Annotated in this window: 24 protein-coding genes, 1 tRNA gene and 3 pseudogenes; 19 read left to right on the top strand and 9 right to left on the bottom strand. The window is 64.8% G+C overall.

Annotation, left to right across the window (positions count from 1 at the left end; all coding sequences use genetic code 11):
- Positions 1-250 precede the first annotated feature (250 nt).
- A complete protein-coding gene (locus QE452_RS05440) occupies positions 251-2,116 on the top strand; it encodes a glycoside hydrolase family 97 catalytic domain-containing protein (protein WP_309660146.1) in 1,866 nt (621 codons plus the stop codon).
- 106 nt (positions 2,117-2,222) lie between these two features.
- Here QE452_RS05440 and QE452_RS05435 read toward each other — a convergent pair whose 3' ends face one another.
- Positions 2,223-2,840 carry a DUF2076 domain-containing protein gene (locus QE452_RS05435; RefSeq protein WP_309660145.1) on the bottom strand — a complete coding sequence of 206 codons (618 nt, stop codon included), beginning with the start codon at positions 2,838-2,840 and terminating at the stop codon, positions 2,223-2,225.
- A 190-nt stretch (positions 2,841-3,030) separates the two neighbouring features.
- Positions 3,031-4,653 carry a DUF5597 domain-containing protein gene (locus tag QE452_RS05430; protein ID WP_309660144.1) on the bottom strand — a complete coding sequence of 541 codons (1,623 nt, stop codon included), beginning with the start codon at positions 4,651-4,653 and terminating at the stop codon, positions 3,031-3,033.
- Positions 4,654-4,822: 169 nt separating this feature from the next.
- Here QE452_RS05430 and QE452_RS05425 point away from each other — a divergent pair, with 169 nt between their 5' ends.
- From QE452_RS05425 to QE452_RS05375, 11 genes are all read left to right on the top strand, one after another.
- On the top strand, positions 4,823-5,587 hold the full coding sequence (locus tag QE452_RS05425) for a Crp/Fnr family transcriptional regulator (protein WP_125993840.1): 765 nt from the start codon (positions 4,823-4,825) through the stop codon (positions 5,585-5,587).
- A gap of 150 nt (positions 5,588-5,737) precedes the next feature.
- Positions 5,738-6,919, top strand: a complete 1,182-nt coding sequence (locus QE452_RS05420) for an inositol-3-phosphate synthase (RefSeq protein ID WP_309660143.1) — start codon at positions 5,738-5,740, stop codon at positions 6,917-6,919.
- Complete coding sequence (locus tag QE452_RS05415) at positions 6,916-7,821, top strand: hypothetical protein (RefSeq protein WP_309660142.1); 906 nt, start codon at positions 6,916-6,918, stop codon at positions 7,819-7,821. The genes QE452_RS05420 and QE452_RS05415 overlap by 4 nt, the downstream gene beginning before the upstream one ends.
- Positions 7,818-8,930: a class I SAM-dependent methyltransferase gene (locus QE452_RS05410; protein WP_309660141.1), complete on the top strand. Its 1,113-nt coding sequence runs from the start codon at positions 7,818-7,820 to the stop codon at positions 8,928-8,930. The genes QE452_RS05415 and QE452_RS05410 overlap by 4 nt, the downstream gene beginning before the upstream one ends.
- Entirely contained in the window at positions 8,930-9,925 is a 996-nt protein-coding gene (locus tag QE452_RS05405) for a Gfo/Idh/MocA family oxidoreductase (RefSeq protein WP_309660140.1), read from the top strand. The genes QE452_RS05410 and QE452_RS05405 overlap by 1 nt, the downstream gene beginning before the upstream one ends.
- Positions 9,916-10,731, top strand: coding sequence for a hypothetical protein (locus QE452_RS05400; protein WP_309660139.1), 816 nt, complete (start codon positions 9,916-9,918; stop codon positions 10,729-10,731). Before QE452_RS05405 ends, QE452_RS05400 begins: the two co-directional genes overlap by 10 nt.
- Entirely contained in the window at positions 10,728-12,233 is a 1,506-nt protein-coding gene (locus QE452_RS05395; protein WP_309660138.1) for a YcaO-like family protein, read from the top strand. The genes QE452_RS05400 and QE452_RS05395 overlap by 4 nt, the downstream gene beginning before the upstream one ends.
- Positions 12,230-13,060: a sugar phosphate isomerase/epimerase family protein gene (locus QE452_RS05390; protein WP_309660137.1), complete on the top strand. Its 831-nt coding sequence runs from the start codon at positions 12,230-12,232 to the stop codon at positions 13,058-13,060. Before QE452_RS05395 ends, QE452_RS05390 begins: the two co-directional genes overlap by 4 nt.
- A complete protein-coding gene (locus QE452_RS05385; protein WP_309660136.1) occupies positions 13,057-14,265 on the top strand; it encodes a glycosyltransferase family 4 protein in 1,209 nt (402 codons plus the stop codon). The genes QE452_RS05390 and QE452_RS05385 overlap by 4 nt, the downstream gene beginning before the upstream one ends.
- A complete protein-coding gene (locus QE452_RS05380) occupies positions 14,262-14,951 on the top strand; it encodes a PIG-L family deacetylase (RefSeq protein ID WP_309660135.1) in 690 nt (229 codons plus the stop codon). Before QE452_RS05385 ends, QE452_RS05380 begins: the two co-directional genes overlap by 4 nt.
- A 72-nt stretch (positions 14,952-15,023) precedes the next feature.
- Positions 15,024-15,800 carry an SDR family oxidoreductase gene (locus tag QE452_RS05375; RefSeq protein ID WP_309660134.1) on the top strand — a complete coding sequence of 259 codons (777 nt, stop codon included), beginning with the start codon at positions 15,024-15,026 and terminating at the stop codon, positions 15,798-15,800.
- Positions 15,801-15,846: 46 nt separating this feature from the next.
- On the opposite strand, the gene QE452_RS05370 is transcribed toward QE452_RS05375, so the two are convergent.
- Positions 15,847-16,329: a helix-turn-helix domain-containing protein gene (locus QE452_RS05370; RefSeq protein ID WP_309660133.1), complete on the bottom strand. Its 483-nt coding sequence runs from the start codon at positions 16,327-16,329 to the stop codon at positions 15,847-15,849.
- Between the two features lie 61 nt (positions 16,330-16,390).
- Between QE452_RS05370 and QE452_RS05365 the strand changes: the two genes are divergently transcribed.
- Both QE452_RS05365 and QE452_RS05360 read left to right on the top strand, forming a co-directional pair.
- The gene (locus QE452_RS05365) at positions 16,391-17,479 is read left to right on the top strand and encodes a branched-chain amino acid aminotransferase (RefSeq protein WP_309660132.1); all 1,089 of its coding nucleotides are present in this window, start codon (positions 16,391-16,393) and stop codon (positions 17,477-17,479) included.
- Between the two features lie 45 nt (positions 17,480-17,524).
- Positions 17,525-17,599, top strand: a tRNA-Gln gene (locus tag QE452_RS05360).
- A 6-nt stretch (positions 17,600-17,605) separates the two neighbouring features.
- Here the strand turns inward: QE452_RS05360 and QE452_RS05355 are convergent.
- From QE452_RS05355 to QE452_RS05345, 3 genes are read right to left on the bottom strand one after another with little or no spacing between them, the layout of a single operon-like run.
- On the bottom strand, positions 17,606-18,712 hold the full coding sequence (locus QE452_RS05355; RefSeq protein WP_309660550.1) for a tyrosine-type recombinase/integrase: 1,107 nt from the start codon (positions 18,710-18,712) through the stop codon (positions 17,606-17,608).
- Positions 18,696-18,956, bottom strand: coding sequence for a hypothetical protein (locus QE452_RS05350; RefSeq protein WP_309729707.1), 261 nt, complete (start codon positions 18,954-18,956; stop codon positions 18,696-18,698). The genes QE452_RS05355 and QE452_RS05350 overlap by 17 nt, the downstream gene beginning before the upstream one ends.
- Entirely contained in the window at positions 18,953-19,249 is a 297-nt protein-coding gene (locus tag QE452_RS05345) for a MarR family winged helix-turn-helix transcriptional regulator (protein WP_309659703.1), read from the bottom strand. Before QE452_RS05345 ends, QE452_RS05350 begins: the two co-directional genes overlap by 4 nt.
- Positions 19,250-19,285: 36 nt before the next feature.
- Between QE452_RS05345 and QE452_RS05340 the strand changes: the two are divergent.
- The 4 genes and pseudogenes from QE452_RS05340 to QE452_RS05325 form a co-directional block, all read left to right on the top strand.
- A pseudogene (locus tag QE452_RS05340) lies at positions 19,286-19,510 on the top strand (DUF159 family protein); the annotation flags it as partial.
- A 617-nt stretch (positions 19,511-20,127) separates the two neighbouring features.
- Complete coding sequence (locus tag QE452_RS05335) at positions 20,128-20,721, top strand: hypothetical protein (protein WP_309659704.1); 594 nt, start codon at positions 20,128-20,130, stop codon at positions 20,719-20,721.
- Positions 20,722-20,821: 100 nt separating this feature from the next.
- Positions 20,822-20,932, top strand: a pseudogene (locus QE452_RS05330) (PEPxxWA-CTERM sorting domain-containing protein); the annotation flags it as partial.
- Positions 20,933-22,560: 1,628 nt separating this feature from the next.
- Positions 22,561-22,992: a GNAT family N-acetyltransferase gene (locus tag QE452_RS05325; RefSeq protein WP_309659706.1), complete on the top strand. Its 432-nt coding sequence runs from the start codon at positions 22,561-22,563 to the stop codon at positions 22,990-22,992.
- Between the two features lie 78 nt (positions 22,993-23,070).
- Here the strand turns inward: QE452_RS05325 and QE452_RS05320 are convergent, their stop codons facing one another.
- Positions 23,071-23,523 carry a GNAT family N-acetyltransferase gene (locus tag QE452_RS05320; protein ID WP_309659707.1) on the bottom strand — a complete coding sequence of 151 codons (453 nt, stop codon included), beginning with the start codon at positions 23,521-23,523 and terminating at the stop codon, positions 23,071-23,073.
- Between the two features lie 233 nt (positions 23,524-23,756).
- Here QE452_RS05320 and QE452_RS05315 point away from each other — a divergent pair, with 233 nt between their 5' ends.
- A complete protein-coding gene (locus QE452_RS05315) occupies positions 23,757-24,473 on the top strand; it encodes a CPBP family intramembrane glutamic endopeptidase, BDIM_20840 family (RefSeq protein WP_309659708.1) in 717 nt (238 codons plus the stop codon).
- 70 nt (positions 24,474-24,543) lie between these two features.
- Here QE452_RS05315 and QE452_RS05310 read toward each other — a convergent pair.
- A pseudogene (locus QE452_RS05310) lies at positions 24,544-25,110 on the bottom strand (recombinase family protein).
- A 43-nt stretch (positions 25,111-25,153) separates the two neighbouring features.
- Complete coding sequence (locus tag QE452_RS05305) at positions 25,154-26,662, bottom strand: MFS transporter (protein WP_309659709.1); 1,509 nt, start codon at positions 26,660-26,662, stop codon at positions 25,154-25,156.
- Positions 26,663-26,727: the final 65 nt, after the last annotated feature.

The following is a 26,727-nucleotide window of genomic DNA, read 5'->3' as shown; positions in this document are numbered from 1 at the left end:
GGATCGGATTACCCGGCATCCCGTCGCATCCGGGTGCTTATCGACGGCGCGCCCATGGGGCCGGCCGGTCGATGGTGTTGCGGTCCTTCATATGCTCCTATGGTGCTGCACCTGCCTGCCATAACGCTTGCCGAGCAAGCCGATTTGACTTGCAAGCGCCAGAGCCACCTTCCACGTTCAAGATCAAAGGGCGAGAGCGGCGATCGCATCCCGATCGTACCTCCGATTCATGATCATGGGAGGAATGGGGATGGGACGATCGACAGGCCGGGGATCGCGGCTCCTCCCTGGCATTTGCGGCCTGGCCCTGACCTGTATCGCGGGGATCACGCCCATTGGCGCCGCGCAGGCCAAGACCGTGCAGGTCACCAGTCCCGATGGCAAGGTGCAGGCGCTACTGTCGGACGACGGCGGCCACCTGTCCTACCGCGTCGCCATCGATGGACGGCCGATCCTCGCCCCGTCACCGCTCCGAATGCGGGTGGATGGCATCGAACTGGGCGATGGCGCGTCCATCGGCGCCACTCGCCGCGACAGGACCGATAGCCGCTACCGCTTCTTCGGTGCCAAGGCCACGGCGATCGACCGCAGCAACATCGCGCATGTGTCGCTCACCAACCATGGCACGACGTTCGAGGCGGATGTCCGCGTCGCAAATGACGGGGTCGGCGTCCGCCTACGCCTGCCCGCCAAAGCCGGTCGGAGGATCGAGGCGGATCATTCGGGCTGGACGCTTGCCGCCGCCGATCCGCGCATCTGGGTGACGCCGCGGGATCCCGGCTATGAGGCGATCTACGAAAACAAGACGCTGGGCGAACTGGCCGGCCAGGCGCTCGGCCTTCCCCTGACGGCCAAGGTCGACCGCTACTGGGTCACGATCAGCGAGGCCGCCACGGTCGGCTATGGCGACATGTCGATCACGCCGGATGCCGGTGGGCGGCTGACGGGCGATCTCTATGCCGATCCCAAGGGTTGGCGCACCGACAGGGCGGTCGTCCAGCCGTGGCGGGTGACGGTCGTCGCGCGCGACCTGACCGGCCTGGTCAACACGACGCTGATCCAGAACCTCAACCCGCCCCCCTCTCCCGCGCTCGCCACCGCCCCATGGATCCGGCCGGGCCGGTCGAGCTGGCAGTGGCTCGCCATCGGCGCGCCGCTGGAGGCGGACCAGCATCGGTGGGTCGATTGGACCAGGCAGCTCGGCTACGAATATTATCTGGTCGACGAGGGTTGGGCCGCATGGAAGCGCCCCTGGGACACGCTGGCGGACACGGTGAGATATGCCCGGTCGCAGGGTGTCGACATCTGGATCTGGGTCGACAGCAAGGAGATGGTCGAGCCGGCGCGGCGCCGCGCCACGCTGCATCGCTATGCGGCTATGGGCATCGTCGGCGTGAAGGTCGATTTCCCTGGGCATCCCGACCATGTCTGGACGCAATGGTATGAGGATGTCGCGCGCGATGCGGCGGCCGACAGGCTGATGGTCGACTATCACGGCGCGGTGAAGCCCACGGGCACCGAGCGGACTTGGCCCAATATCCTGACGCGAGAGGCGGTTCGCGGTCACGAATGGCAGATCACCCGGTACAAGCGGGTGCTGCCCGCCGACCATGACACGATCATCCCCTTCACCCGCTATATCGTCGGGCCGGGCGACTACACGCCGACGGTGTTCGCGCCGGAGGAATTGCAGGGCAACAGCTGGTCGCACGAACTGGCGCAGGCGATCATCTTCACTTCCCCCTATCTCTCGTTCGGCGGCCATCCACGCAACTATCTGAAGAACCCGGCAGTCGACCTGCTGAAGGCGATCCCCGCACTCTATGACGAAACCATCGTCCTACCCGGCAGCGAGCCCGGCACGCTGGCGGGCTTTGCCCGGCGGCGTGGCCATCAATGGTTCGTCGCGGTCATCAACGGCTCATCGGCGAGATCGTTGACGATCGACCTGCGCTTCCTCGGCAAGGGCGACTGGTCGCTCCTGTCGTTCACCGACGATGCGGCCCGGCCCGATACCTACGACCGGACGGAGCGCATGGTCCGGTCGACCGGCTCCATTGACGTCCCCCTGCGCGCGCAGGGCGGGTTCGTCGGCTGGCTGCGCCCGGCGCGCTGATCGATCTGGGTTCACTCGTTCTTACGAGTGGAAAGCGGCGGCAAAGGGGGACGATCGGCACGGTGAGCGTCACCGTCTGACGCCCCCGTGCCGATCCGGTCAGTCCTCAATAGTTGTCGCGGTCGTCGCTGCCGTCATTGCCGCCATCGTTGCCGTCGTCGTAATAATTGTTGACGATGGTCTCTTCGGGCTGGTCGACAAAGCCCTGCCCGCCGCCGAACATACCGCCACCGCCATTATGGCGGCCGAACATGTCGGACAGGCCGCTGAACAGCATCTCACCCCCAGCGACGCCCGCCGCCGTGGTGCCGGCATTACGCAGGAAGCTGCCGAGCCCGCTTTGCGCGGAGAACAGGCCGGGACGCTGCTGCGGCGGCACGGAGGCATAATCGGGTTGCGGCGACGCATAGCTCGGCTGTGCCGGCTGTCCCCAGGGCGAGGCCTGGCTCGGTTGCGGGGGCAGGAAGCTGGATGCGGCGGCCGGCGGCGCGGCGCGATAGGACATCTCGCGGAGCTCGCCCTCCAGCTCGGCGATGCGGGCCTGCGCGGCGTGCAGCGACTGGTCGGCGACGATCGCGTGCTGGACCAGCCAATAGCCGGCATCCGGATTGGCGGAGAGCGTCTGGCGGATCATGCCATCGGCCTCCTGATCCTTGGGCACGCTCCTGGCATGGTCCAGATCCTGCAGGAACCGCGTGAGCAACTGGCGTTCGTCCGGCGTCATTCCATTCTCCTTCGACGATGCCGAAGATGAGGCGCGACGCCGCAGGATCAACGTTCGACGGACGGCTTACCGGAATTTCATCAAGCCATCATGATGGCGGGATGATCCGGCCATCGCGCCGCCCTGCCCCACGCGCTGACATGTTCGTCGACCGGCCCGAGCCATCCGACGTCGGATCGTGGCCCCGAGATCAGCGATAGCGCCCCATCGTCACCTTCAGGACGGCCGGCCGGTCGATCAGGTTGATGCCGTAATCGGTCTGATCGCCATTCCACAGCCGCTCCATGACCCAGCGCCCCTGGTCGAAATGCCCCTCCTCCACCTTCACCACCAGGCCGTTCGCCGGGCCGCCGGGCCGCGTGCCGAATGTGACGCGGACATGGTCGCCGGTGAGCAGGAATTCGTCGGGCGAGAGTTGCGCGACCGCGACGCCGCCGATTGGCTCCTTGCCCCAGGGCGCCGGGTCGGACTTCAGCCAGCTCCAGCTCTTCAGGCCGAACTGCCACTCGCCCCAGCTCGCGGTGATCGACCACTCGCCCATGATGGTCGTTGCCGGCGCATCGTCATCGGGCTTGGCGGCCCCCCAGGTCGGATGCTCGAAGGCGATCCGCGCCCATTCGCGCTGCATCCCGGCGAATACGCCGTAGGGTTTCGCAAAGGCATCCAGCGTCGCCGCGTCCAGCGTGGTCGCACCGAGCGGGAAGTTGAAATAGCCGGTATCGTCCATCCCGAAGGGCGAGAAGCCGATCGCCCCGCGCCCGATCGCCGCATAGAAATAGCGGGCGAAGGTGCGCGCATTGCCGATCTCCGGGACCATCAGCGCATTGTCGGGCCGACGATAGGCGTCGAGATAGAGATCGACGTTCCTGCTCGCCTTGTCATAGAGATCGGGTGCGGCGAAATCGATCGAGGGGGCCGCCGCCTTCCAGATGTCGAGCACGTCTTGCTGCGGACCGCCGCTGGCGACCCCGTTCGGGTCCGGCACGTTGGACGGACCCGCGAGTGCGGCGTTGACGTACATGGGCAGCGGCTTCACCGCCTTGCCCGCCGCCGCGATCGCGTCGACGAACCGCGCGGTGTACCAGGTGTTGAACGCCCGGTCGGCCTGTGCGCCGAAGGCTTGCGTCCATGTCCCGAACTTGCCGAGCTTGCGGGCAAGCGCCGCCGGGATCGGCTTGCCGAATTCGACCGTGGCGACGGCGCTATAGTCGCGCGGGTTGCGATAGCTGCCGACCTCGTTCTCCGGCTGGACCATGATGACGGTGTTCTGCGGATCGTGATCGCGCAGATAGGTCATCAGCGCGACGAAGGCGCGCCGGTCGGCCTCCATCGTCGCCTTCGCCATGGGGGTCAGGACGTCATGATCCTTGCCGGTCCTGTCCTTCATCCGGGGAAAGCGGCGATTGTCCAGCTTCACCCAGTCGGGCGTGTAGCCGGGCGAGGTGTTCTTCCAGGTGCCGAACCATAGCAGCACGACGCGCTTGTCATGCGCCCGCGCCTGGTCGAGCAGGGTCTGCACGAAGCCGAAGTCGAACTGCCCCTCGCGCGGCTCGATCTGTTGCCAGGCGACGGGAATCTCGACGGTGTTGGCATGGATGCGGTCCAGCACCGGCCAGACCTGCGGCAGGGCGACCGCATAGTTGCTGGAATTATTGACCTGCCCCGCCAGCATCAGGAACGGCGCGCCATCGACGATCAGCGCGTGGCGACCGTTTCGGTGCTCCAGATGCGGCACCGGTGTCGCCGTCTGCGCCGCGACCGGCGATGCGGCGACAAGCAGCATCCCCGCTGCGATGGTTCCGATGCGCCTCATCATCCCTCCCGAACCGCCTGTTTGACCGAAGCTATCGCGCGTGGTGACCGGGGTCACAAGCGCTAATCATCTGATTAATAGCGTGTCTTGTTACGACTTATGTCGATCGTGACGGCAGTGACGACGGCATCGCAGGGAAATCGTGATCGGTCAGGACGTTCTGGCCCTTATGCCGATTAGCCCCCTCGAAGCGCGCCTGTCGCATCACCTGGATCTGACCTTTTCGGAACGCGAGGCGATCCGCTGGCTGGAACGGCGCGAGAAGAGTTTCCGCGCGCGCGACATCGTCATCCACGAAGGCGAGGCGACCGACAGCCTCTATATCGTGTCGAGCGGCTGGCTGCATGGCTCCACCCTGTTGAAGGACGGCGAACGGCAGATCCTTCGCTTCTATTTCGTCGGCGACATCACCACGACCTTTTCGATCGCCTGGGGACGAAGCGCCGCGACCTTGCAGGCGGTCAGCGACGTGACCCTGTTCGAAATGCCCAAGGAGGTGTTCGGCCGGATATTCCGCACCCATCCGCGCATCGGGGCGCTGCTGTTCGCCATCGCCGCGTCGGAACAGGTGGCGATGGCCGACCGGCTGACCTCGGTCAGCAAGACCGACGGCTTCACGCGCATCGCGACGCTGCTGCTCGACATCTGGTCGCGGCTGCGCGTCGTCGATGGGCTGGAGGGCGGCTCGTTCGAGTTGCCGCTGACGCAGAAGGATCTGGGCGACGCGGTCGGGCTGACCAAGACGCATGTCAACCGCTCGCTCAAGGCGCTGGAGGCGACCGGGCTGGTCGAGCGGGACGGACGCCTCATCCGCATCAACGACATCGAGCGACTGGCGACGCTGGTCGACTTCCGCGACCGGCACCGTGAGATCGCGGTCGACTGGTTGCCGCCGGTCGGCGCGATGGAGATGCCGACGCCGGCGATGACATAGGTCACTCCGTTACGGAACCGAAAGAACCTATGTCACAGCGATAGCCTCATTTTGACAACTATCTGAAAAAACCGGAAACCTTCGCCGACGCTGCATCATTGCCCCCCTCGATACGGTCCAAAGCGGACCACATGGGTGGGGATCTGGAATATGGCAGAACGTTTGGGCGTGGCGATTGTCGGCGTCGGAGGCGCGGTCGCGACGACCGCCATTGCCGGGATCGAGATGATCAAGGCGGGATCGAACAGCCTGGACGGCCTGCCGCTCGCGGACCGCGACGTCGCCGGCATGGTCGCATATCGCAACATGGAGTTCGGCGGCTGGGATCTGGCGGACGAGTCGCTGGGTACGCTCGCGCTGCGCCACGGCGTGATCGGCGAGAAGGAACTGGCCGACGGGGCCGCCGCGCTCAACGACATGCGGGCGTGGAAGGCGGCCGGCTCGACCGGCTATTGCGCCAATATCGACGGTAGCAACAAGATGGCGACTGGTCACCGCGCCGCCATCCGCCAGATCCAGGACGATCTGCGCCGCTTCACCGAGGAGAAACAGCTCGACCGGGTCGTCGTCGTCAACCTCGCCTCGACCGAGCGGGTGCCCCATGCCGACGATGCCGCGCTCCAGTCGCGCGCGGCGTTCGAACAGGGGCTGGACAGCGACGACGCGGCGATCAGCCCGGCGATGCTCTATGCCTATGCCGCGATCGATGCCGGCACCCCCTATGCCAATTTCACCCCCTCGGTCGCGGCCGACATCGCGCCGCTCGCCGAAATGGCGGCCGAGCGCAACGTGCCGGTGGCGGGCAAGGACGGCAAGACCGGCCAGACCTTCATGAAGACGGTGATCGCCCCCGCGCTGCGCGACCGCGCGCTGCACGTCGATGGCTGGTTCTCGACCAACATCCTCGGCAACTCCGACGGACTGGCGCTCGACGACCCCAAGTCCCTGCAGTCGAAGCTCGGAACCAAGGGCAGCGTGCTCAACTCGATCCTGGGCTATCCGGTCGAGGATCATATCGTGATGATCCATTATTACCGTCCGCGCGGCGACGACAAGGAAGCCTGGGACAATATCGACCTGACCGGCTTCATGGGTCAGAAAATGCAGTTGAAGCTGAATTTCCTGTGCAAGGACTCGATCCTGGCCGCGCCGCTGGCGATCGAGATCGCCCGCTGCCTCGACCTCGCGCAGCAGCGCGGGCAAGGCGGCGTGCAGGAGCAGATGGGCCTGTTCTTCAAGCTGCCGCAGACCAGCGGTCCGCACGATCCGGTTCATGCGGTGCCCGAACAGCAGCGCATCCTGGACGACTGGCTGGACGGCGGCCACGCGTGAGCGGGGCTTTGTCGCCCGCCGCCCTCCCCTTCTTCCGCGAACTAGGTGACCTGAAGCGCATCTATTCGGCCAAGGCGCCGGGATCGATCGCCGAGCGCTTGTTCGTCGCCGGCTGGGCGGCGCTGGTGCAGGGCGACGACCCCGCGCAGGTGATGCGGCAGGTGGTGGCGTCGGCATTGGTGTCGGCGCGGCTGGGCGATCTCGACCTGGCGACGCTGGCCGCGCTGGGCCTGGGCGACCGGGCGACCGAGGTGCTGGAGCGGGCGTTCGACGAGGTGACGGGGAATCTTGCCCCGGAACTGCGTGCGGACCTGCGCACCGCCCTGCCGTTCGGTCGTCCGGCGATGGGCGACACCCCCGGCTTCGTCGGCAAGCTGGTCCGGCAGCCGCGCGCCGGCGTGACCTGTCCGGGCAAGCCCCGGATCATGCTGCAACCCGCCGAGAACCACGCCGAACATTGCCTGATGGTGGCGGTCTACGGCGTGCTGGCCAGTCCCTGGCACGACGCGGACCCGGTGGCGGTCTTCCTGGCCGGCATGGCGCATCACCTGCACAATGCCGACATGGCCGATAGCGGCTATTCGGGCGAGATGCTGCTTGGTGATCTGCTGGACGACGTGATCGCGGCGGCGCGGCAGGCCAGCCTGGACGAACTGGAACAGGCGAATGCCGCACTCGCGGACCGGGTGCGCGCGGCCCTGTCTCCGATCGCCGGCGACACGACGCCGGAGGCGCGTGCCTTCCATGTCGGCGACGTGCTGGACCGGGTGCTAGAGATCGAGCAGCATGGCCGCGCCGCGCAGCTGACGATGGCGGTGGTGCTGGACGATTACGGACTGGTGCATGACGGTCCCGTCAAGGTGTTCCACGATCGCATCCTGCATGACGCGGGACTGATGTGATCCTGTCCTCGCCCCTGACCGGCCGGCCGCTTCAGTCCGATACGCCGCATTCGCTGGCCGCGCCGGGCGAGCGCTGGCCGGTGGTGGACGGCATCCCCTATCTGCGCACGGAGAGCGAGGGGCTGGTCCGGGTCGCGCTCGACCATCTCGATGCCGGTTGTCCCGACGATGCGCTGGTCGCGCTGCTGACCGATCAGGACGCGTGGTGGACCGGCCCCGCGACCGACCTGTCCGAGTTGAAGGCGCTGGTCCGCGACCGCCACCGGCTGAGCCTGCGCGATGCGATGGCGTTGCTGCGCATGGGGCCCGTCGCGGATTACTTTGCCTATCGCTGGAGCGACCCGACCTATCTGGCGGGGCTCGCGCTGGTCGAGGCGCATTGGACTGCGCCGGGCCAGGCGTTCGAACTGGCCTGCGGCATCGGTCATTATCTGCGCGAATTGACCGAGCATGGCGTCGCTTGCACCGGCGCGGACGTAGTGTTCGCCAAATGCTGGCTCGCCAAACATTGGGTCGCGCCCGAGGCCGATTATGTTGTGTTCGACGCGGCGGGAGCATGGCCGGTGGCTGGCCGCCGGTTCGACCTGGTGATGTGCCATGACGCCTTCTACTTCCTGCCGGACCAGCCGCGTGTCGCTGCCGCCTTGCGCGACCTGACCGCGCCGGGCGGTGTGATGGCGGTCAGTCATGTCCATAACAGCGGCGTGACGAATGGGGCGAAAGGGCCCGCACGACCGGCCGAGGAATGGGCCGCCCTGTTCCCGGCCGCCATCGTCTATGACGAACGCACGCTACTGACCGCGCTGATGACGGAGACCCTGCCGACCCCGACCGGCTGGACGCCCGATCCGGGCATCGAGGCCTGGTCGCTGGTGGAAGGCGGTGGAAGTCCGCGCGCCGTATCGGGTGGGCTGGCGGTGCCGACGGACGGGGCGAGGCTGCGGCGCAACCCGTTGCTGGGCGACGACACCGTGGCCTGGCCCTCCGAGCGGTATCGCGACGAATATGCGGCCGGCTGCTTCTGGGCGATGGCCGACGACACCCTGCCCTTCGCTCCCCCGACCGATGGGCGCCTGCGCCGTCTGGTCGACCTGCCGGAGCGGTGGTGATGCGTTGGGGGATCGTCGGCTTCGGCTGGGTGGCGCGTGACTATATGATGCCCGGCATCGTCGCGGCGGGTGGGACGGTAACGGCGATCGCCGACCCCTCCCCCACCGCCCGCGCCCATGCGCAGGCGAGTGGCCTCGCCGCCTTCGCCGATGCGGAGGCGATGCTGGCATCCGGGCTGTGCGACCTCGTCTATGTCGCCACGCCCAACGACGCGCATGTCGCGCCGGTGCGGGCCTGCGCCGCGGCGGGTGTGCCGGTACTATGCGAAAAGCCGATCGCCGCCACGCTCGACCAGGCGGAGGCGATGGCGGCGGCCGTATCGGGCGACCTGCTCTACGGCACCGCCTTCGACCAGCGGCATCATCCGGCGCATGTCGCGATGAAACGCGCCATCGCCGACGGTGCGATCGGCCGCCCCGTGGCGGTGCGGATCGTCTATGCCTGTTGGGTCGATCCGGCCTGGAGCCCCGATGGCGGCGCGCATGACAATTGGCGCGCCGACCCGGTGCGGGCGGGCGGCGGCGCGGTGATCGACCTCGCGCTCCACGGTCTCGACCTCGGCGAACGCTTGCTCGGCGAACCGCTTGCCGCGCTGTCGATCCAGTTGCAGCGGCGCATCCATGCCTATCCGGTCGACGATGGCGGGATGCTGTCGGGCCGCACCGCCTCGGGCGTGTTGTTCCAAAGCCATGTCGCCTATAATTGCGCCGAGGTTCTGCCCCGGCGGCGGCTGGAGGTGCTGGGCGAGCATGGCCTGCTGGTCGCGACCGACACGATGGGCCAGACCGCCGGCGGCGCGCTGGCACGGCGCTGCGCCGCGACCGGCGTGGAGACTGTGATCGCCTTCGATGCCGACACCTCGCCCTTCGCCGCACAGGCCGCCGCCTTCATGGCGGCGGCGCAAGGGCAGCCGCACGATTTCTCCCTGTCGCGCGACCTCGCGCTGATGCGCCTGTTCGACCAGGCTTACCAGGATGCCCGCTCATGCCTCTAAGCTGGTTCGCCTGCGCGAATTGCGGTTTCTGGCAGCGCCATTTCGCGCCGCCCGACTGCCCGGTCTGCACCGATGTCCGCAACGACCTGCCGGAGGATGGCTGGCATTTCCTGCCCGAGGCGGAGGTCGCCGCCACGCATGACGGTGACGGTCGCGAAGTCGCGCCCGGCCTCTGGGCCTTCACCACCCGCCCGGCGCTGGGCCTGGCCGGCACCGGCTGGCTGATCGTGCGCGAGGGGGGCAACATCGCCTTCGAGGCCGCGCCCTATTACTCGGACGCGATGCTGGACCGGATCGCCGCGCTGGGCGGCGTCACCTTCCTCGCCGCCAGCCATGCGCATGGCTATGGCGCACTGTTCCAGCTCCAGCGGCGCTTCGACCCGCCGGTGGTCGCGATCCAACGCGACGACCTGCGCATGACCAAGGCGTTCCGCGTCACCACCCCCTATGACGACCGGCTGGAGCTCGCGCCCGGCTACATGCTCCATCATGTCGGTGGCCATTATGAGGGGCAGGCCTGCCTGCACGATGCGCCCGGCCGCCGGCTGTTCTGCGGCGACATGTTCAAGATCGACCAGGATGCGGAGGGGCGCAGCCACGCCATCTCCAGCCACAAGGCGTTCCACAAGGACATACCGCTGACCCATGACGAACTGCGCGGCTATCGCGACGTGGTCGCCGCGCTCGACTTCGACGCGGTGCTGACGCCGTTCGAATATGCGCCGGAGGTGGACCGGGCGGTCGCGCTCGCCGCGCTGGACGATGGCCTGGCGCGCGCGCCGGGCGTGAAGAGGATGCCGCTATGAATTCAGGCCTTCCCACCGGGCTGGGCGCTGCCGCCCGCGCCTATCTCGATGCCTTTCCCAAGGGCGACGTGGTCGCCTTTCCTATCCATCCGCTCGACCGGCTGGGCCTGCCCGTCTGGGTTGTGGCGCTGTTCCCGGAGGATGCGGCACTGGCCGGCATCATGCCCTATGGCGTCGGTTACGGCGCGACCGACGAGGCGGCGGTGCTGGGTGGCCTGGGCGAGATAGCCGAGATGGTCTGGCCGACGCTGACCCTGGGACAGCGGGGCAAGACGCGGGGCAGCTATGCCGATCTGGCCCGCACCCTGGGCGCGCGGTCGGTGGCCGATCCGTTGACCCTATGCCTGCCCGCCGGATCGCCGGTCGGCTGGGACACGATGCTCGACTGGGTCGAGGCGAAGCGCTGGGCGGACGGATCGACCGTCCTCGTCCCGATCGATCTCGCCGCCTATTCGTCGAAGGAATTGTCGCCCGGCTATCGGCCGTTCACGACGATCATCTCCAACGGCATGGGCGCGGGGCCCGATCTCGACTGGGCGATCGGGCACGGCCTGTGCGAGATCCTGCAGCGTGACGGCAACGGCCTGTTGTTCCGCGCGCTCGACCAGGGCGTGACGCTCGACCTGGATATCGCCCTGCCCGCCTCGACGCGTGCCATTCTCGACCGGTTCGACGCCGCCGGCATCCGTGCGATGCCGAAATTCGCGACCGACCAATATGGCCTGCCCAACCTCTATTGCGTCGGTGTGGACGAGCGCGCGCCACCGGCCGCGCCGATCATGGTGACGGGATGCGGCGAGGCCTGTCATGCCGATCGCGCCGCCGCGCTCGACAAGTGCCTGACCGAATATGCCGCCAGCCGCGCGCGCAAGGCCTTCGCCCATGGCCCCGCCGACCTGGTCGCGCAGGTCGCGCCGCAGGGCTATGTCGAGCGGTTCATGGCGCAGGCGGGCGGCGCCGCCAAGTCGAGCGACCCGCGTGCCTTCGACGCGATGCGCGACTGGACCGGGCGCGACGCGGCGACCCTGCGCGGCTGGCTGGCCGACAGCGTGTTGTCGGAGCGCTCCAGCCATGCCTTTTCCGCCCTGCCCAGCGCCCCCGCCCCGGACGGCCATGCCCGCGCCGCCACCGCCCGCGCGGCGGTGGAGCAAGCCGGCTTCGACATCCTCTATGTCGACATGTCCCCGCCCGACCGCGCGGTCAGCGTGGTCAAGGTGATCGTCCCCAGCATGGAGGTGGAGACGATGAGCTATTACCGGATCGGCACGCGCAACACCGAGAAGCTGCTGGCGATGGACTCGCCGATGATCCGCTTCGGCGACGAGACGGAGGAGCTGCGCCGCATCCGCCTGCCGGCCGGCGATGCCGTGCGGCTGGGCCACCCCTTGTTCGACACGGTGGCGGCGGACCAGCTGGTCGGGCCGCTCTACCCCCTTTATCGCGAGCCGGAGGCGCATCACGTCGCCCATCGCGCACAGCAACGCGCGGAGGCCGTGGCATGACGTTGCGCTATGCCTACAACACCAACGGCGCCGCCAATCACCGGTTGGACGACGCGCTGCACCTGATCGCCGATGCGGGCTATGCCGGTGTCGCGCTGACGCTGGACCACCATCATCTCGATCCGTTCGCCCCCAATTGGGAGCGCGAAGCGGACCGGGTGGCCGCCCTGCTCGACCGGCTACGTCTTGGCAGCGTGATCGAGACCGGCGCGCGCTATCTGCTCGACCCGCGCGCCAAGCACGAGCCGACGCTGGTGACCGCCGCCGCCGAGGGGCGCGACCGTCGCGTCGCTTTCCTGTGTCGCGCGCTCGACGTGGCGGCACGACTGGGCAGCGAGACCATGTCCTTCTGGGCCGGCGTTCCCAAGCCCGGCATCGATCGCGAGGCGGCGCTTGCATGGCTCGACGACGGACTGGCGCGCGTCCTCGACCATGCCGAGGCGGTCGGGGTGGAAGCCAGCTTCGAGCCCGAACCGGGCATGTTGATCGAGACGGTGGGCGACTATGCGACGCTGGCCGAGCGGCACCCCCGCCTGCGCCTGGCGCTCGACACCGGCCATTGCCTGGTCACGAAGGATATCGAACCGGCACAGGCGATCCGCGACCAGGCCGACCGGATCGGCACCGTCGCGATCGAGGATATGCGGCGGGGCGACCATAGCCACCTGCCCTTCGGCGAAGGGGACATGGACATGCCCGCGGTGCTGGCGGCGCTGGAGGATATCGGCTTCACCCGGCTGGTCTGCGTCGAGCTGTCGCGCGAGAGCCCGCGCGCGCACGCCGCCATTCCGGAATCGATCGCCTATCTGCGCCGGATCGCGGCATGAGGATCTGTTTCGTCTCGCGCCGCTTCTTCCCCGCCATCTCGGGCATGTCGATCTATGCGATCAACCTGCTGCGCCAGCTGGTGGCGGCGGGCCATGACGTGACCATGGTCAGCCAATATTATGGCGATCCGGCGCGTGCCCGCGTCTATGGCGGCGGCCCGCCGCCGGCGGTGCCCGGCGTCCGAGTCATCGGGCTGGAGGCGCTGGGTGAACAGACCGATGGCGACTTCGAGCGTGATGTCGAGGCGATGATCGCGACGATCGCCGCCGAACATGCCCGCCAGCCCTTCGACATCCTCCACGCGCAATATGGCTATCCGACCGGCTGGGCGACGGTGCTCGCGGCGCAATCGCTGGGCGTGCCCTGCGTCGTGTCGATCCAGGGCGGCGACGGACATTGGGTCGGCTCCTGTTGCGACACCCATCGGATCGCGATGGAACGGGTGCTGGACCATGCCGGCGCATTGCTGATCGGCGGCGACAGCTTCGCACGGGAAGTGCACGATCGGCTCCGCACGCCCATGGACCGGTTCACGATCGTACCAGGCGCGGTGGATACCGACCGCTTCACGCCCGGCGAAGCGCGGGCCGAAGGGCCGGTGCGCCTCTTCTATCATGGCCGGGTCGACCGTCGGAAGGGCGTGCTCGACATGCTCCACGCGCTTGTCGCGGTCGAGGGCGACTGGACCTGCACCATCTCCGGCATCGGCCCCGATATGGAGGCCGCACAGGCGCTGACCGGCGAACTGGGCCTCCATGGTCGCGTTCGCTTCAGCGGCTATGCGGAATATGACCGGGTGCCGGACCTCTACCGCGCACACGACGTCTTCGTCTCGCCCACCTATGCCGAGGGCTTCTCCAACACGATCCTCGAAGCCATGGCGAGCGGACAGGCGATCCTGTCCTGCCGGTCGGTCGGCGTGGTGGATTGCATCCGTGATCACGAGAACGGCCTGCTGGTAGACCCCGGCGATGTCGCGGCGCTGAGCGGCGCGCTGACCCGGATCGTCACCGATGCCGGATTGCGCCAGCGGCTGGCCGAGGCGGGGCTGGCCGAATGCCGGCGGACCTATAGCTGGCACGGCGTCGGGCGGCAGATCATGGAGATTTACGAGCAGTTGCAGGGCACGAAGCCCGCGACCGGCATTCCCGCGCAAATCCCGATTACCCCCTGCCGGTTTCGTATGGAGCCGCATCTGCTATGAGCCATGTCGTCGCGATCTCGCCGCATCTCGACGATGCCGCCTTCTCGGTCGGCGGACTGCTCGCCGCGCAGGCGCGGGCCGGCGACCGGATCACGATCCTGACCTGCTTCACCGGCAATGTCGCACGGCCGACCGGCTTCGCGCTTGCCTGCCAGCTCGACAAGGGACTGGCCCCGGACGTCGACTATATGGCGCTGCGCCGGGCCGAGGATCGGGCCGCCTGTGCCGTCATCGGTGCGGATGCCATCCACCTTCCCCTGCTGGAGGCACCGCATCGCGGCTATGCCAGCGCGCCCGAACTGTTCGGCACCCGGCGCGCGGACGACATGATGCTCGGCCCCCTCGCCGCGATGCTGGGCGAACATCTTCAGAGCCTGCGGCCGGATCTTCTGCTCGGCCCGCTGGCGGTCGGCGACCATGTCGACCATTGGCTGGTCCGCGATGCCCTGGCGGCGATCGGCCGCCCGGTCGTGCTCTGGGAGGATTGGCCCTATCTCACCCGCGCGACGACCCGCCCCGTCGAGCCGGTACGACATCGGCACTCATTGAACGCCGCCGACCGCGCCGATCGGATCGCGATGTGCGCGGCCTACACATCGCAGCTCGGCTTCCAGTTCGGCTCACTCGAAGCGATGACGGCGGCGATCGGCGCGATCGAGGCCGAGACGCTCCACGCACCGGGATGACCGCGCGGGTGAACGATCCGCCACGCCGAACATTTGGACGACCATCCCCTACATCACCCGGAGCCGTCGACCATGAAGACCAGTGGCAACACCATTTTGATGACCGGCGGCGGCAGCGGCATTGGCGAAGCGCTCGCCCATCGTTTCCACGATCGCGGCGACACCGTCATCATTGCCGGCCGCCGGCAGGACGCGCTGGACCGCGCGGCAGCCGGCCGGGAGCGTATCCACACCGTCACGCTCGACGTCGAGGACGCCGCGGCGGTTGACGCCTTTGCCAAGCGGATCGTCGCCGACTTCCCGGCGCTCAACGTCCTGTTCAACAATGCCGGCATCATGAAGTTCGAGGATCTGACCGGCCGCCGCGACCTGTCCGACGCGGAAGCCACGCTGGCGATCAACGTGCTCGGCCCGATCCGTCTGACCAACGCGCTAATCGATCATCTGAGCGGCCAGCCGGACGCGGCGATCGTCAACGTCACCTCCGGCCTCGCCTTCGTGCCGCTGGTCGCCGCGCCGACCTATTCGGCGACCAAGGCGGCGATCCACTCCTACACCCTGTCGCTGCGCACCCAGCTGGACGGCAAGGTGGAGATCATCGAACTCGCCCCGCCCGGCGTCCAGACCGACCTGACGCCCGGACAGGCCAACCGCCCCGGCTATATGCCGCTGGAGGCGTTCGCCGATGCGGTCGCCGCGCAATTTGCGCAGCAGCCGACCCCGAAGGAGATCCTGGTCGACGAGGTCCAGTTCCTCCGCCAGGCGGAGCGCGAGGGTCGGTTCGACGAGACGCTGGCGACGCTGACCAAACGCGCCGCCGAACAGCGTGCGGCCGGCGACGCCCACTGATCATGGCGTGACCGGGGGGGCGGACATCCTTCCCCCCAGCCCGTTCCTAGTCTCGGAGTGCTTCCACGAGCAGGCGTTCGGAATCGGGGATCATCCCCTCCAGCACCATCCAGTAACCGGCGACCGCCTCCTGCCCAGCGCGCGAATAGGCGGCGGACATGCGTTCGCGCACCGCATCGAACAAGGCGCTCTCCATCGCGGAGCCACTTTCGGTCAGGCGCAACAGGCGCTGCCGCCGGTCGCGCTCGCCGGGGCGGATCTCGACCAGGCCACGCTGGGTCAGCTCGGTCAGCACGCGGCCGAGCGACTGTTTGGTGATGGCCAGCAGCGCCAGCAGCGCGCTGACCGTCAGGTCGGGCTTGCGCGCGATGAAGTAGAGCGCACGGTGATGCGCTCGACCCAGGCCCTCGGCCGCCAGCCCGCGGTCGATCGACCGGGTCAGGTGGCTGTGGCCGAAATACAGGAGTTCGAGTCCACGCCGCAATTCGGGCTCGCGGAGAAACTGGGCGGAGGGGGCAGAGGCAGCCATGTTGACCCGTTTAGACAGGCCTCCTAGGCGTTTGCAATCCGCCAACAGCATGAGGCCAAGAATGTCCGCGCAATCGTTCCGCTTCGAACCGAATGCCACGCCCGTGGCAGATGCGGAACGGGCTAAGCAGTTGATTGATCCAGGTTTTGGCCGCGTCTTCACCGATCATATGGCGGTGATTCGCTTCTCCGACTCACAAGGCTGGCACGACGCGCACATCGCCGCCCGCCAGCCGGTGCTGATCGATCCCGCCTCCTCGGTGCTGCACTATGCGCAGGAGATTTTCGAGGGGATGAAGGCCTATCGCCTGGCCGATGGCGGCACCGCGCTGTTCCGCCCCGAACAGAATGCCCGCCGCTTCCAGGACTCGGCGCGACGCCTCGCCATGCCCGAACTGCCGGAGGCGCTGTTCCTCGAATCGGTCGAGCGGCTGGTCGAGGCCGATCGCGACTGGATCCCGGAGGGGCCGGACGGTGCGCTCTATCTGCGTCCCTTCATGTTTGCGTCGGAAGTGTTCCTGGGCGTGAAGCCGGCGGCCGAATATCTCTACATGGTCATCGCCTCCTCGGTCGGCGCCTATTGGAAGGGTGGCGCCAAGCCGGTGTCGATCTGGGTCAGCCAGCATTACACGCGCGCGGCGGCCGGCGGCACCGGCGCGGCCAAGTGTGGCGGCAATTATGCCGCCAGCCTGCTCGCGCAGAAGGAGGCGATCGCACAGGGCTGCGACCAGGTCGTGTTCCTCGACGCGGTCGAGCGCCGCTGGGTCGAGGAACTGGGCGGCATGAACGTCTTCCTGGTCTTCGCCGACGGCACGCTGCAGACGCCGGCGCTGACCGGCACCATCCTGCCCGGCATCACCCGCGATTCGCTGCTGACGCTGGCGCGCGACATGGGCCTGACGGTGCGCGAGGCGCCCTATGCCATCGACCAGTGGCGCGCCGATGCGGAGAGCGGCCGCCTGGTCGAAGCCTTCGCCTGCGGCACGGCGGCGGTGGTGACGCCGATCGGCCGCGTCGCCGCACCGGAGGGCAGCTTCACGATCGGCGACGGCGCGTCTGGCCCGGTGACGCGCCGGCTGCACGAGGCGCTGGTGGCGATCCAGCGTGGCGCCGCACCCGATCCGCACGGATGGCTGCGCCGCATCGGATAAGGGCTTTTCAGGCGCGTCTTTCTGGCTATAAGGCGCGCCTCCCGGTGGGGCGTCGCCAAGCGGTAAGGCAACGGTTTTTGGTACCGTCATACGCAGGTTCGAATCCTGCCGCCCCAGCCATTGATTTCATTGGCTTTTTACCCCTTTTGCCGGGGTAGTGGAATTGGCTTTCCGCACTTTTTTCCGCAATTTTGCGTCGTGTGCTTCGAGTTTGGCGACCGCGGAGTCACTCAGTGCGGCCGTCATCGCCTGGTAGACATCGAGCATTCGGGCGACCGTCGAGACGGTCCAGCCGAGCATCGCGGCAATCTCGCTGGGCGTCGCTCCGGCCTGGGCCAGGACGGTGCAGGCTGTCCCCCGCAGATCATGGAAATGCAGGCCATTGCGTCCGGCCGCGACGACGGCCTCGCGCCAGCGGTGATCGAAATTGACGCTCCCCCATGGCTTGCCATTACGCGACAGGATCGTCGCCGCCGGACGCGGTTCGGCATCGAGGAGCGCCTTCAGGGCGCGGGTGATCGGCATGTCGATCTGCCGCTTGCGCTTGCCCTGCCGACGCCGGATGCGCGCGCCGTCATAGTCCGCCCAGGTCAGCGCCAGCAGGTCGCTCTTGCGCTGCCCGGTCGCCAGCGCCAGCTCAAAGGCCAGCCGGATCTCCGGCGAGGCCACCGCGCGCATCGCTTCGATATCGGGCGGCAGCCAGAGCTTGTCCGCGCGATCGGCCTTGTAGACCTTCTTCGGCCGCGTGATGTGATTGTGCGTGAGCAGTCCGCGATCGCGCGCCCACTCCAGCAGCACGCGCAACACGGCGATCACCGCGTCCGCCTGGCGCGGTGAGGCTATCGCCATATCGTCGCGCCATTCCAGGAAGCGGACGCGAATCTTCGGATCGTCGATGACCTCCAGCGGGTAGGACCCGAATTTACCGGCGATCTTGATCAGCGCCTTGTCATAGTCGCTCTTCGTTCGGACAGACAAAGCGACATAGGCTTGGCTCTTCTGGTAGCGATCGATGACGGACAGCAACGTCCCCAGCACGCGAGCCTGGCGCGGTGCGTCGATCACCGCATGATAGGCGCGCATAAATGCCGGCTGACCGGGCGAGAATGGCGCATCTTCATCGCCGGGCAGGGGGTTGATCGCGCCGACGCCGCGAAGAAACCAGTAGGTGCGCTTGCTCCCGTCCCGTGCCTTCTTTTCACTCTTGTAAACGCCCTTAAGCCGCACGCGCATTATCGGCTTCCCACCTTTCCAGCGGCGACAAGCCGCGCCCGGTCGATTTCTCCAAGCCGGCATGGCGGTCGAGCAGCAGATCGTGCGCGCGCACGTCGTAGCGGTTGGTGCCGCGCACCGGCCCCGGCACCAGGCCCTTTGCCGCCCAGGCATCATAGGTCGCGGTGCTGATGTGGCCGAGATAGGCGCAGATGCCTTCCTTGGTCTGCAACCGGGCTTGCGGGTCGAAGTCGCGCGGCTTCACGCGATGCACTCCAGGGCAGGCGCGGCAGCCGCCTGTCGGGCGATTGCCTCCTCAAGGTCGATCTGCTCGGCCGCGATCGGCGCAAGCGCCTTACCGGGGCGGGGATATCCGAAGCGCGCGCGATAGCGGCCGATCGCGGCGACGGCCTTCGCCCCCAGCGCGATCAGCCGCCGGCGATCGTCGGCCGGGTCGCGCTTCGATTGCAGCCAGCCGCCCACCACCAGCGCGTCGATGATCCGCAGGCCGGTCGTCTGCGTCATGCCGGCCGCCCGGATCAGCTTGCCGAGCGGCATCCAGGGTCCACTCCCCTCCCCGCCCACCAAGGCCGCATGCTGGGGGATGTGGTGGGCGGCGCGGCGCCATGGCCGATGACGAACGTGCGCAACCTGGGCCTGCCGCAATGGCGCCGGCTCGCCGCCGAGCCGCAGCACCGCTGCCTCGTGCCGCTGACCGAGTTCTGCGAGTGGACGCCGGACAAGCACCGGGTCGGCGACGGGCCGCCGATCAAGGGCGAGATGTGGTTCGCCGTGCCCGACCAGCCGGTGTTCGCGATCACCGAGCCTTCCGCTGCCACGATCGCGCCGCCCGCCGCCAGCGCCTGGTGCTTGCCCTCACCCTGAACAAACGCCTCCGCTGCCAGCCGGTCGACACCAGCTACGACCGAATCGTCGCACGCAGCATGCTGCAGGCTGCATGCTGCCGGACGGGCGGTCCTTGGTCTGCGCGACGATCGCGGCCAGCGCTGCGGTGCGGTGGGACTGGTACTGGCAACGATCAAGCTTGGGTAAGTGCCGGTGATTTTGGGAACGCCCATTCTTAGCCTACCATCCGTCAATGACAGCACAACATTTTGAACGCCTTTTAAATCAGATGCTTGTTCCGCACATCACACAAGTGCGACATTTTAAAATATCGATATGATGATGTATGATTTTTAGTAAACTAAAATACCACAATATTGTCCTTATGTGATTTATACGTATTTATAAAATTGTTTTTAAGCATTATTCAGTCATTACTCAAGTTTTGGCTTTCAAAATAGATTGCTCAGCTTTGCGCTCGGTTGCATTTTCAACATTTATTTTAAGTAATTGAGTTGTTCATCGATAGGAATTGTACGTCTATGAAAAAAAATTGCGGTCGCAGGCCGCAAGTGATCAAGGGGCATATCATGAAGAACTATGTAATCGCAGCAGCAATACTCACTGGGCTGTCGGTTCCGGCAACAGTGTCGGCCGCCGGGCGGGTTGCCGTTCTGGCTACGATCCCGCAACATGATGCCGATGTCGTGGCCAAACTGATGGCTACTGGGCGTTTTGCGGACGTAGATTACATTAACGTCCGATTCTCCACCCCAACACTCGATACCCTGTCACATTATCACTCTGTGCTATTGTACTCAGGTCAATACTTCTCGGATCGAGTTGCACTAGGAAATACGCTGGATAGTTATATGCGCGCAGGTGGCGGCGTGGTTGTAGATATGTTCGCATATAATTATGTTGGATTGAGAGGAGCATTCATCAATAACTACGCCTTGAATCCAGCCGGTACTTTTATAGCTTCTACCAATCCCAAGCTCGGCAAGATTCTTTTGCCTAACGACCCCCTGATGGATGGCGTCAAAAGATTTGATGGGGGAAATTCCGCCCTGATTACGGATACAAATCTTGTTCAAGGCGCCGTTGCGGTAGCAAATTACGAAAAATGGCCAAACCCTGATTGCAAAGCGGGTTGTCCATGGCTTTCAAACGGTCAATCTTAATTTCTATGCTCCGTCCAGTGATGCGGGTGGAAACTTCTGGAATAGCTCTATGGACGGCACCAAGCTGATTGCAAACGCGCTGGAGAATGTCGGCCTCGTAGCGGCGGTTCCGGAACCCGCAACTTGGGCGATGATGCTGGTTGGCTTCGCCATGATCGGATCAACCTTGCGTCGCAGGAAGGTAAACACCCGCGTCTCCTACGCCTGTTGATCACTTCACCGGGTTTAAGCAGGATGGAAAGGCCGTCGATCGTAAGATCCGCGGCCTTTTCAATGTCCGGCACCTCCGTTTCCAACCCAGCCATTCTGGGTAGGATGATTGGGGTACGACTGCGCTACCCCCGGCCCTGACATACCTTCCACAGGGGGGGGGGAGTTGCCATACGCGGCGGAGGAAATGTCCGCCGCGCGCTATGTCGAAAAGCGCCCAAGAGCGGACCGTCCGCTTTCGCCCAAAACACGACTCACATGCCAAAATGTGCGCCTTCCAATTGCGGACATTACGCCCATTTAATAAGCAGCGGTGGTCAGCAGGTTGGGGTGGTCGGCATGAAGCGTTGGCGTAAGCTAAGCGGGAGGCAACGTTACCATCTTTTCCTGATCTGGTGTCTCCGCGTGTTCGGTGCATTTTTCGCAGCGGCGGCACCCCTCATCGCATTAAGCAACTTTATCGTCCCGCCCGACCGTAGAACGGGTGATCTTACCTTTATTGGGGTCATGGGCATCGGCTTCTGCATCGTGGGCTGCGCGATATACACGGGCGCGACCCGTATTCTCCGCTGGTATCGGCAAGGACTTGGGGCGTCATAGTCAAGCATCGGCTGGTTACCGGCTTTGATGACCGAAAGCCGCCAGTCCGCTCCCTCCCAAACCCGGACATCGACTCCTGGCAACGTCAGGCTAATCCACTCCCTGCTAATCCTTCCAGGCGCGCATGGGGTACGGTCGGGGTATAATCGCCGCTTCAAGATCCCGTATAGAAGGGGAAAGGCGATGCGCAGCGGAGGATGCCTCCCCTCCCCTTTCAAGCCCCAACTGGTGATTGCAGATCGGCTGGTCCGATCACACTCACGGCCCATATCCGTTTCAAGCCCTTAAAGGTTGAAGGCATCTGCGTTGCCCCACAGGAGAACGTAATGTCGCCAAAAGCCTCGCTCGCCATCCTCGGATATGCCCTGTCTGGGGTGATATTGGTTCCCCTGGCTGTCATCATATTCCATTCAGGTCTGCGCAGTGACCTCGAGTGCATCGGACTACGGGCGCATTGCCCCTACGACGGTGCCTCAAAATCAATGATGTTGATCGCTGCGGCCGCGATTGCGGCGGACATCGCTCTCGTGGCGAACCTTCTCATTGGAAGAGTTCGCGCCTGGCTTCGCGGGCGACCTGGCGACTGACAGGCGACAGCGGCTTATCAGGATCGGGAACCGAGTCTGGCTGCTTTGACGATGACATTCTTGCCCTCTCTTAAGCTAGGGTATCGCAGGGGTATATTTTGACCTTACCGCCTCAGCGTAGGAGGGTGAATGGCAGACGCGGCGGAGGATGTGTCCGACACGTGCCGCGTCCGTTCCACGCCCAATCTCAGTCGAGCAGGCCGGCGATCCCGGCTCCCGAAACCGGCCATTCGTTCAGCGCGATCTTTCCCGTTTCTCCGTCTCCAACATGCTTTTTCGGGAAAGAGCAATTGGGAACAGATTTTGGGAAAGCGTATGATCCGGACGTCTGTCAGCGCGGTCGGTAGGTCCGCGTTCCCACCACGGATTCCCAATCGGGAACGTTGCGAACAAGGTGTGCGGCGCTAGAATTCTACGCATGAAAATTAGGACAGCAACATACTTGGACGCCGATGAAGGTAGTCTCGTTTTGCGGCGTTCAATCGGGGAGTTGTGCGGTGAGGATCATGGCGGTGATCCCGCGGCCATCGCTAGCTGGACCAGCAATAAGAATCCCGAGATGTGGCGCTCTTGGGTCGATCAAGAAGCAACCGAACTGTACGTCGCTATCGAGGCAGAACGTATTCTTGGCGTCGGCATGATGGATGCGGAAGGTGAGATCATGCTGAACTACGTTTCGCCTGATGCTCGCCTACGTGGGGTGAGCAAGGCCCTTCTCAATCATATGGAAACCAAAGCACGTCGTCTTGGCCTTACCGAGTGCAGCTTGGACAGCACGAAAACAGCTCGAAATTTCTATCAGTCTGCCGGTTATCGGTGTCGCGAGGGTGCCAGCAAAGACGATGACAGGATGACCAAATCACTCGCCGGCTGATATAGGATATCACGTCCTCCCTTCCCAATATTGGATCGTTTTCGATACTGCGCCCAGAAGCCGGCGAAGTTCGTAAGCTCAGCCGCTTAGTGCCTTTCGTTGCAGCACCACCGGTATATTCCTTACATCAATTTCAAAACCTATAATCTGAAAACCGTGCTTCAGATTAAGAATGATCATTGCGTTGTTGGTGGCACGTGCACGAGTCTCTATATGTGCGTAGCCGTTTGCTGATGCCGCTTGGTGTTGCGCGAACATGAGGCGGGAGGCAATTCCATGGCGTCTGCTATTTGGTTCGACGCCACCTAACCAACTAAAGAAAACACTGCCGCTCAGTTCATAACCTAATTTGAAACCGACATTCTTTCCTTTGAGTCTCGCAAGAATAAGGTGGGGGCGTCGAATACTGTCTAAGCGATCACGGAAGTATTCAGTCGTCACCCCTGGTAGAATTTCAGCGCATAGCGGTATCAAGATACCTTCAAGCTGATCAGTATCTAGCTCTAAAGTAATCAATTCAAAATCAGTCACTTACCATGCACTCCTTTCCCGAAAAGGGTTCAGCATATTGGCGCCTTCCTTTATCGGCAGATCGAACTTGATGACACCACCAGTGATGGAAGGTAAGATGCTGTCAAGCTACCTTTCCCGAAGTTCGTTCCCAAATGGGAAGGGTTGATCGTGCCATTGGGCGGCAGCCGGTTTGCCGCATCTCATTGATGCGTCATAAGCCCTCGCACAGAAGTGATCGTCAGAGAATCGATGTGACCGAGTTAGCGATAGGTCTTGGCGGAAGGATAGCGATCCTTGTCCCATTAGGCGTCCTGATCGGGCTGGCCGATCGTCGCCGTTTTACAGTCCGCTGGCTCGTGGTCGCGGCATTCCTTGTAGCGATCAATGCGTTTCTGCTGACCGGAGGATACGGCTGGATACCCGATCTGGTGGGCGGAGAATGGGACTGGCAAAGCAAGCTGTTCGCACTTTGCGCAACACTCGCTATCGCAATCCTGCCTGCATTCGGCTGGCGACGATCAGGGCTCACACTAAAACAGGAGCCGGGGAGCATTAAAGCCGCCGTACCGGTGTGCCTGCTCTATTGTGCTGTGTTTGTCGCCTTTGCAGTCGCCTTTCCGAGCGGTAAAGTTGGCGTGGAGGAAGTGGCCTTCCAGTTGACGATGCCAGGCCTGGAAGAGGAACCTTTCTACCGAGGCATTCTATTGTTGGGGCTCGATCGAGCGTTCACAGGCAGAAAGCGTTTTCTTGGCGTTGAATGGGGCTGGGGCGCTGTAATCTCCTGCTTCCTGTTCGGTATGGCTCACGCCTTCGGCTTTTCGGACGGCCACTTTATGTTCGACTGGATGATTATGGCCCTGACGGCACTGCCATCCTTTATCATCGTTTGGCTACGTATCCGAACAGGAAGCGTCCTGCTCCCAATCTTGCTCCATAACTTTGGAAATTCGTTCTCGTTGATCGTCTGACGATCATCTGTGCGCATTCCCATTTCACCATCCCAATGGGAAAGGATTACGACCGTTGCAGCGAACTGGCTTAGTTGTCTCGCGAATCGCTTGCGGGGCAATGGCGATAGAACGTCGATAAGCCAACCCGCAGCAATTTGGCGATTTTAGCAGGTTTGTCTCCTGCCGCCAGCAGCTTGCGCGCGGTATCCATCTTGTCGGCCGTCATAGTTGGCTTACGACCTCCACCGGTGCCGCCCTTCGCCTGGGCTGCTGCCAATCCAGCGATCGTACGCTCGCTGACCAACTCGCGTTCCATTTATGCAACGGACGCAAGGATGTGAAAGAGCCGCCGCCCTGAAGGGGTGGCGGTATCAAAACCATCGGTCAGGGACCGAAAGTCAATCGTCCGGTCGGAAAGACCTGCGGCAAGTTCGATAAGGCCCTGGACGGAACGACCAAGCCGATCGAGTTTCCATATCACGAGCGTGTCTCCGGCGCGCAGGAATTGCAGAGCTTCCGTCAAACCCGGTCGATCAGGCATCACACCGCTCGCCTTATCGGCAAACATTTTCTCGCAGCCGGCTCTCGTTAGCGCCTCCGTCTGCAATGCCAGATCCTGGTCGATGGTCGACACACGAGCATAGCCGATCAACATGTTGATTGTTCGTTGACGTTTTCAAACCGCAGTGCGCTTCGAACTACGCCGACATCTCATGAGCGTCGACGCGGCGCAAGGTCACGAACACCAGCACTGCGGACGCGCAAGTCACGCCAGCCAGGACGTATAGGAGAACTGCGAAGCCGCCCGCATAACTCTCCTTCAGCGCCTCGGCGGATGCACCCAGCCGGATAGCCCCGCCAATGTCGCCGGTAACCAGATGCTGGGCCAGAAGCGGCCGGACCTGAGCAGAACCGATCGTAAGCCTGTCGAGGTGCCAGCGCACCAGAGCCGCCAATGCCGCCGTCACACTGGCCAGCGCGATGCCCTCACCCGCGACCCGGGTCGTGCTGAAGATACCCGTGGCCATGCCGGCACGTTCCGATGGCACGACCGCGACCGACAGGCCGTCCATCAATCCCCATGGCAATCCGGCCCCCATACCGATCAGAAGCATCGCCGGCACAGGCGTCGCGCCGGACCCGGGACCGCAGCGCGGTAGCCACAGCAGACCTATGCTTGCTGCCAGCAGTCCGGCCGCTGATACGGTCCCTGCCGAGTGCCGACGCGCCAGCCGTACCGCCAGCGTCGGCGCGACCAGCATGGGTGCCGACAAGCCAAGCATGCTTATCCCTGCGTGTGTTTCGCTCATGCCCTCGACACCAATGAATCGCAGTGGCAGCAGAACCAGCAGCACGACGAAGCAGTAGCAGGTTGCGATCGGCAGCAACTGCACCCCCAGGAAGCGGGGATAGCGTAAAAGGGTGAGATCAAGCAGCGGCGCCGTGCCGCGTCGCTCGACGCGAACGAAAAGTGTAAACCCGCCAACGGCGGCAAGGAGCAGCCCTGCCATTGGCATGCTGGTCCAACCCCAGACCGGTCCTTGAAGGATAGCAAGGGTGAGGCACGCGAGCGCGATGGAGAAGGTTGCTGCGCCCAGCCAGTCTATTGCAGACGATATAGACGAACGCGTTTCGCGGAGCGACGCCGCTCCGAGCAAAAGCGCAAGGGCCGCCACGCCCGTCGGCGCGGCGAACACCGCACGCCACCCGACCGCCTCCATGAGTATGCCTGCGACAAGCGGCCCGAATGCGAGGCCGATGCCGAATGTGGTGCCCAGCAGGCTGAATGCCCGCGCGCGCGCCGAACCGGTGACTTCTTGCGCCAAGGCTGCGGTTCCTCCGGCCAGGGCCCCAGCTGCACCGACACCCTGCACGGCGCGCAACAGATCGATCCAACCGAGCGTCGGCGCCAGGCTCAGCATGATGGAGGCGACGCCGAACAGACCGACGCCTGCCATGAACACCCGCTTGCGGCCCCAGCGATCGGCCACTGCACCTGCGGTCATGAGCAGGCCACCGAACGTCAGCATGAAGACGTTCGTGATCCAGGCGAGCCCCGGCAGGTCGCCGCCCACCAAATGCCCGATCGCAGGCGTTGCCACTGCTCCGCCTGAGAAACTCATTGGCAGGATGAGGGCGGCTGTGCACACCGCCGCGAGCGCGGTGCGGGGGCGGTCGCTGGTGGGATTATGAGGTGAGCTGGTCATATGCGGGATACCTCCGCGCACGGCCTTATCTCACGAATTCCGGGCGATAATCAGGTCAACCGGAC

Origin of the sequence: Sphingomonas sp. SORGH_AS_0438 (assembly GCF_031453475.1) — a bacterium.
Taxonomy (GTDB): domain Bacteria; phylum Pseudomonadota; class Alphaproteobacteria; order Sphingomonadales; family Sphingomonadaceae; genus Sphingomonas.
This window is presented reverse-complemented; position numbering and strand designations above follow the sequence as displayed.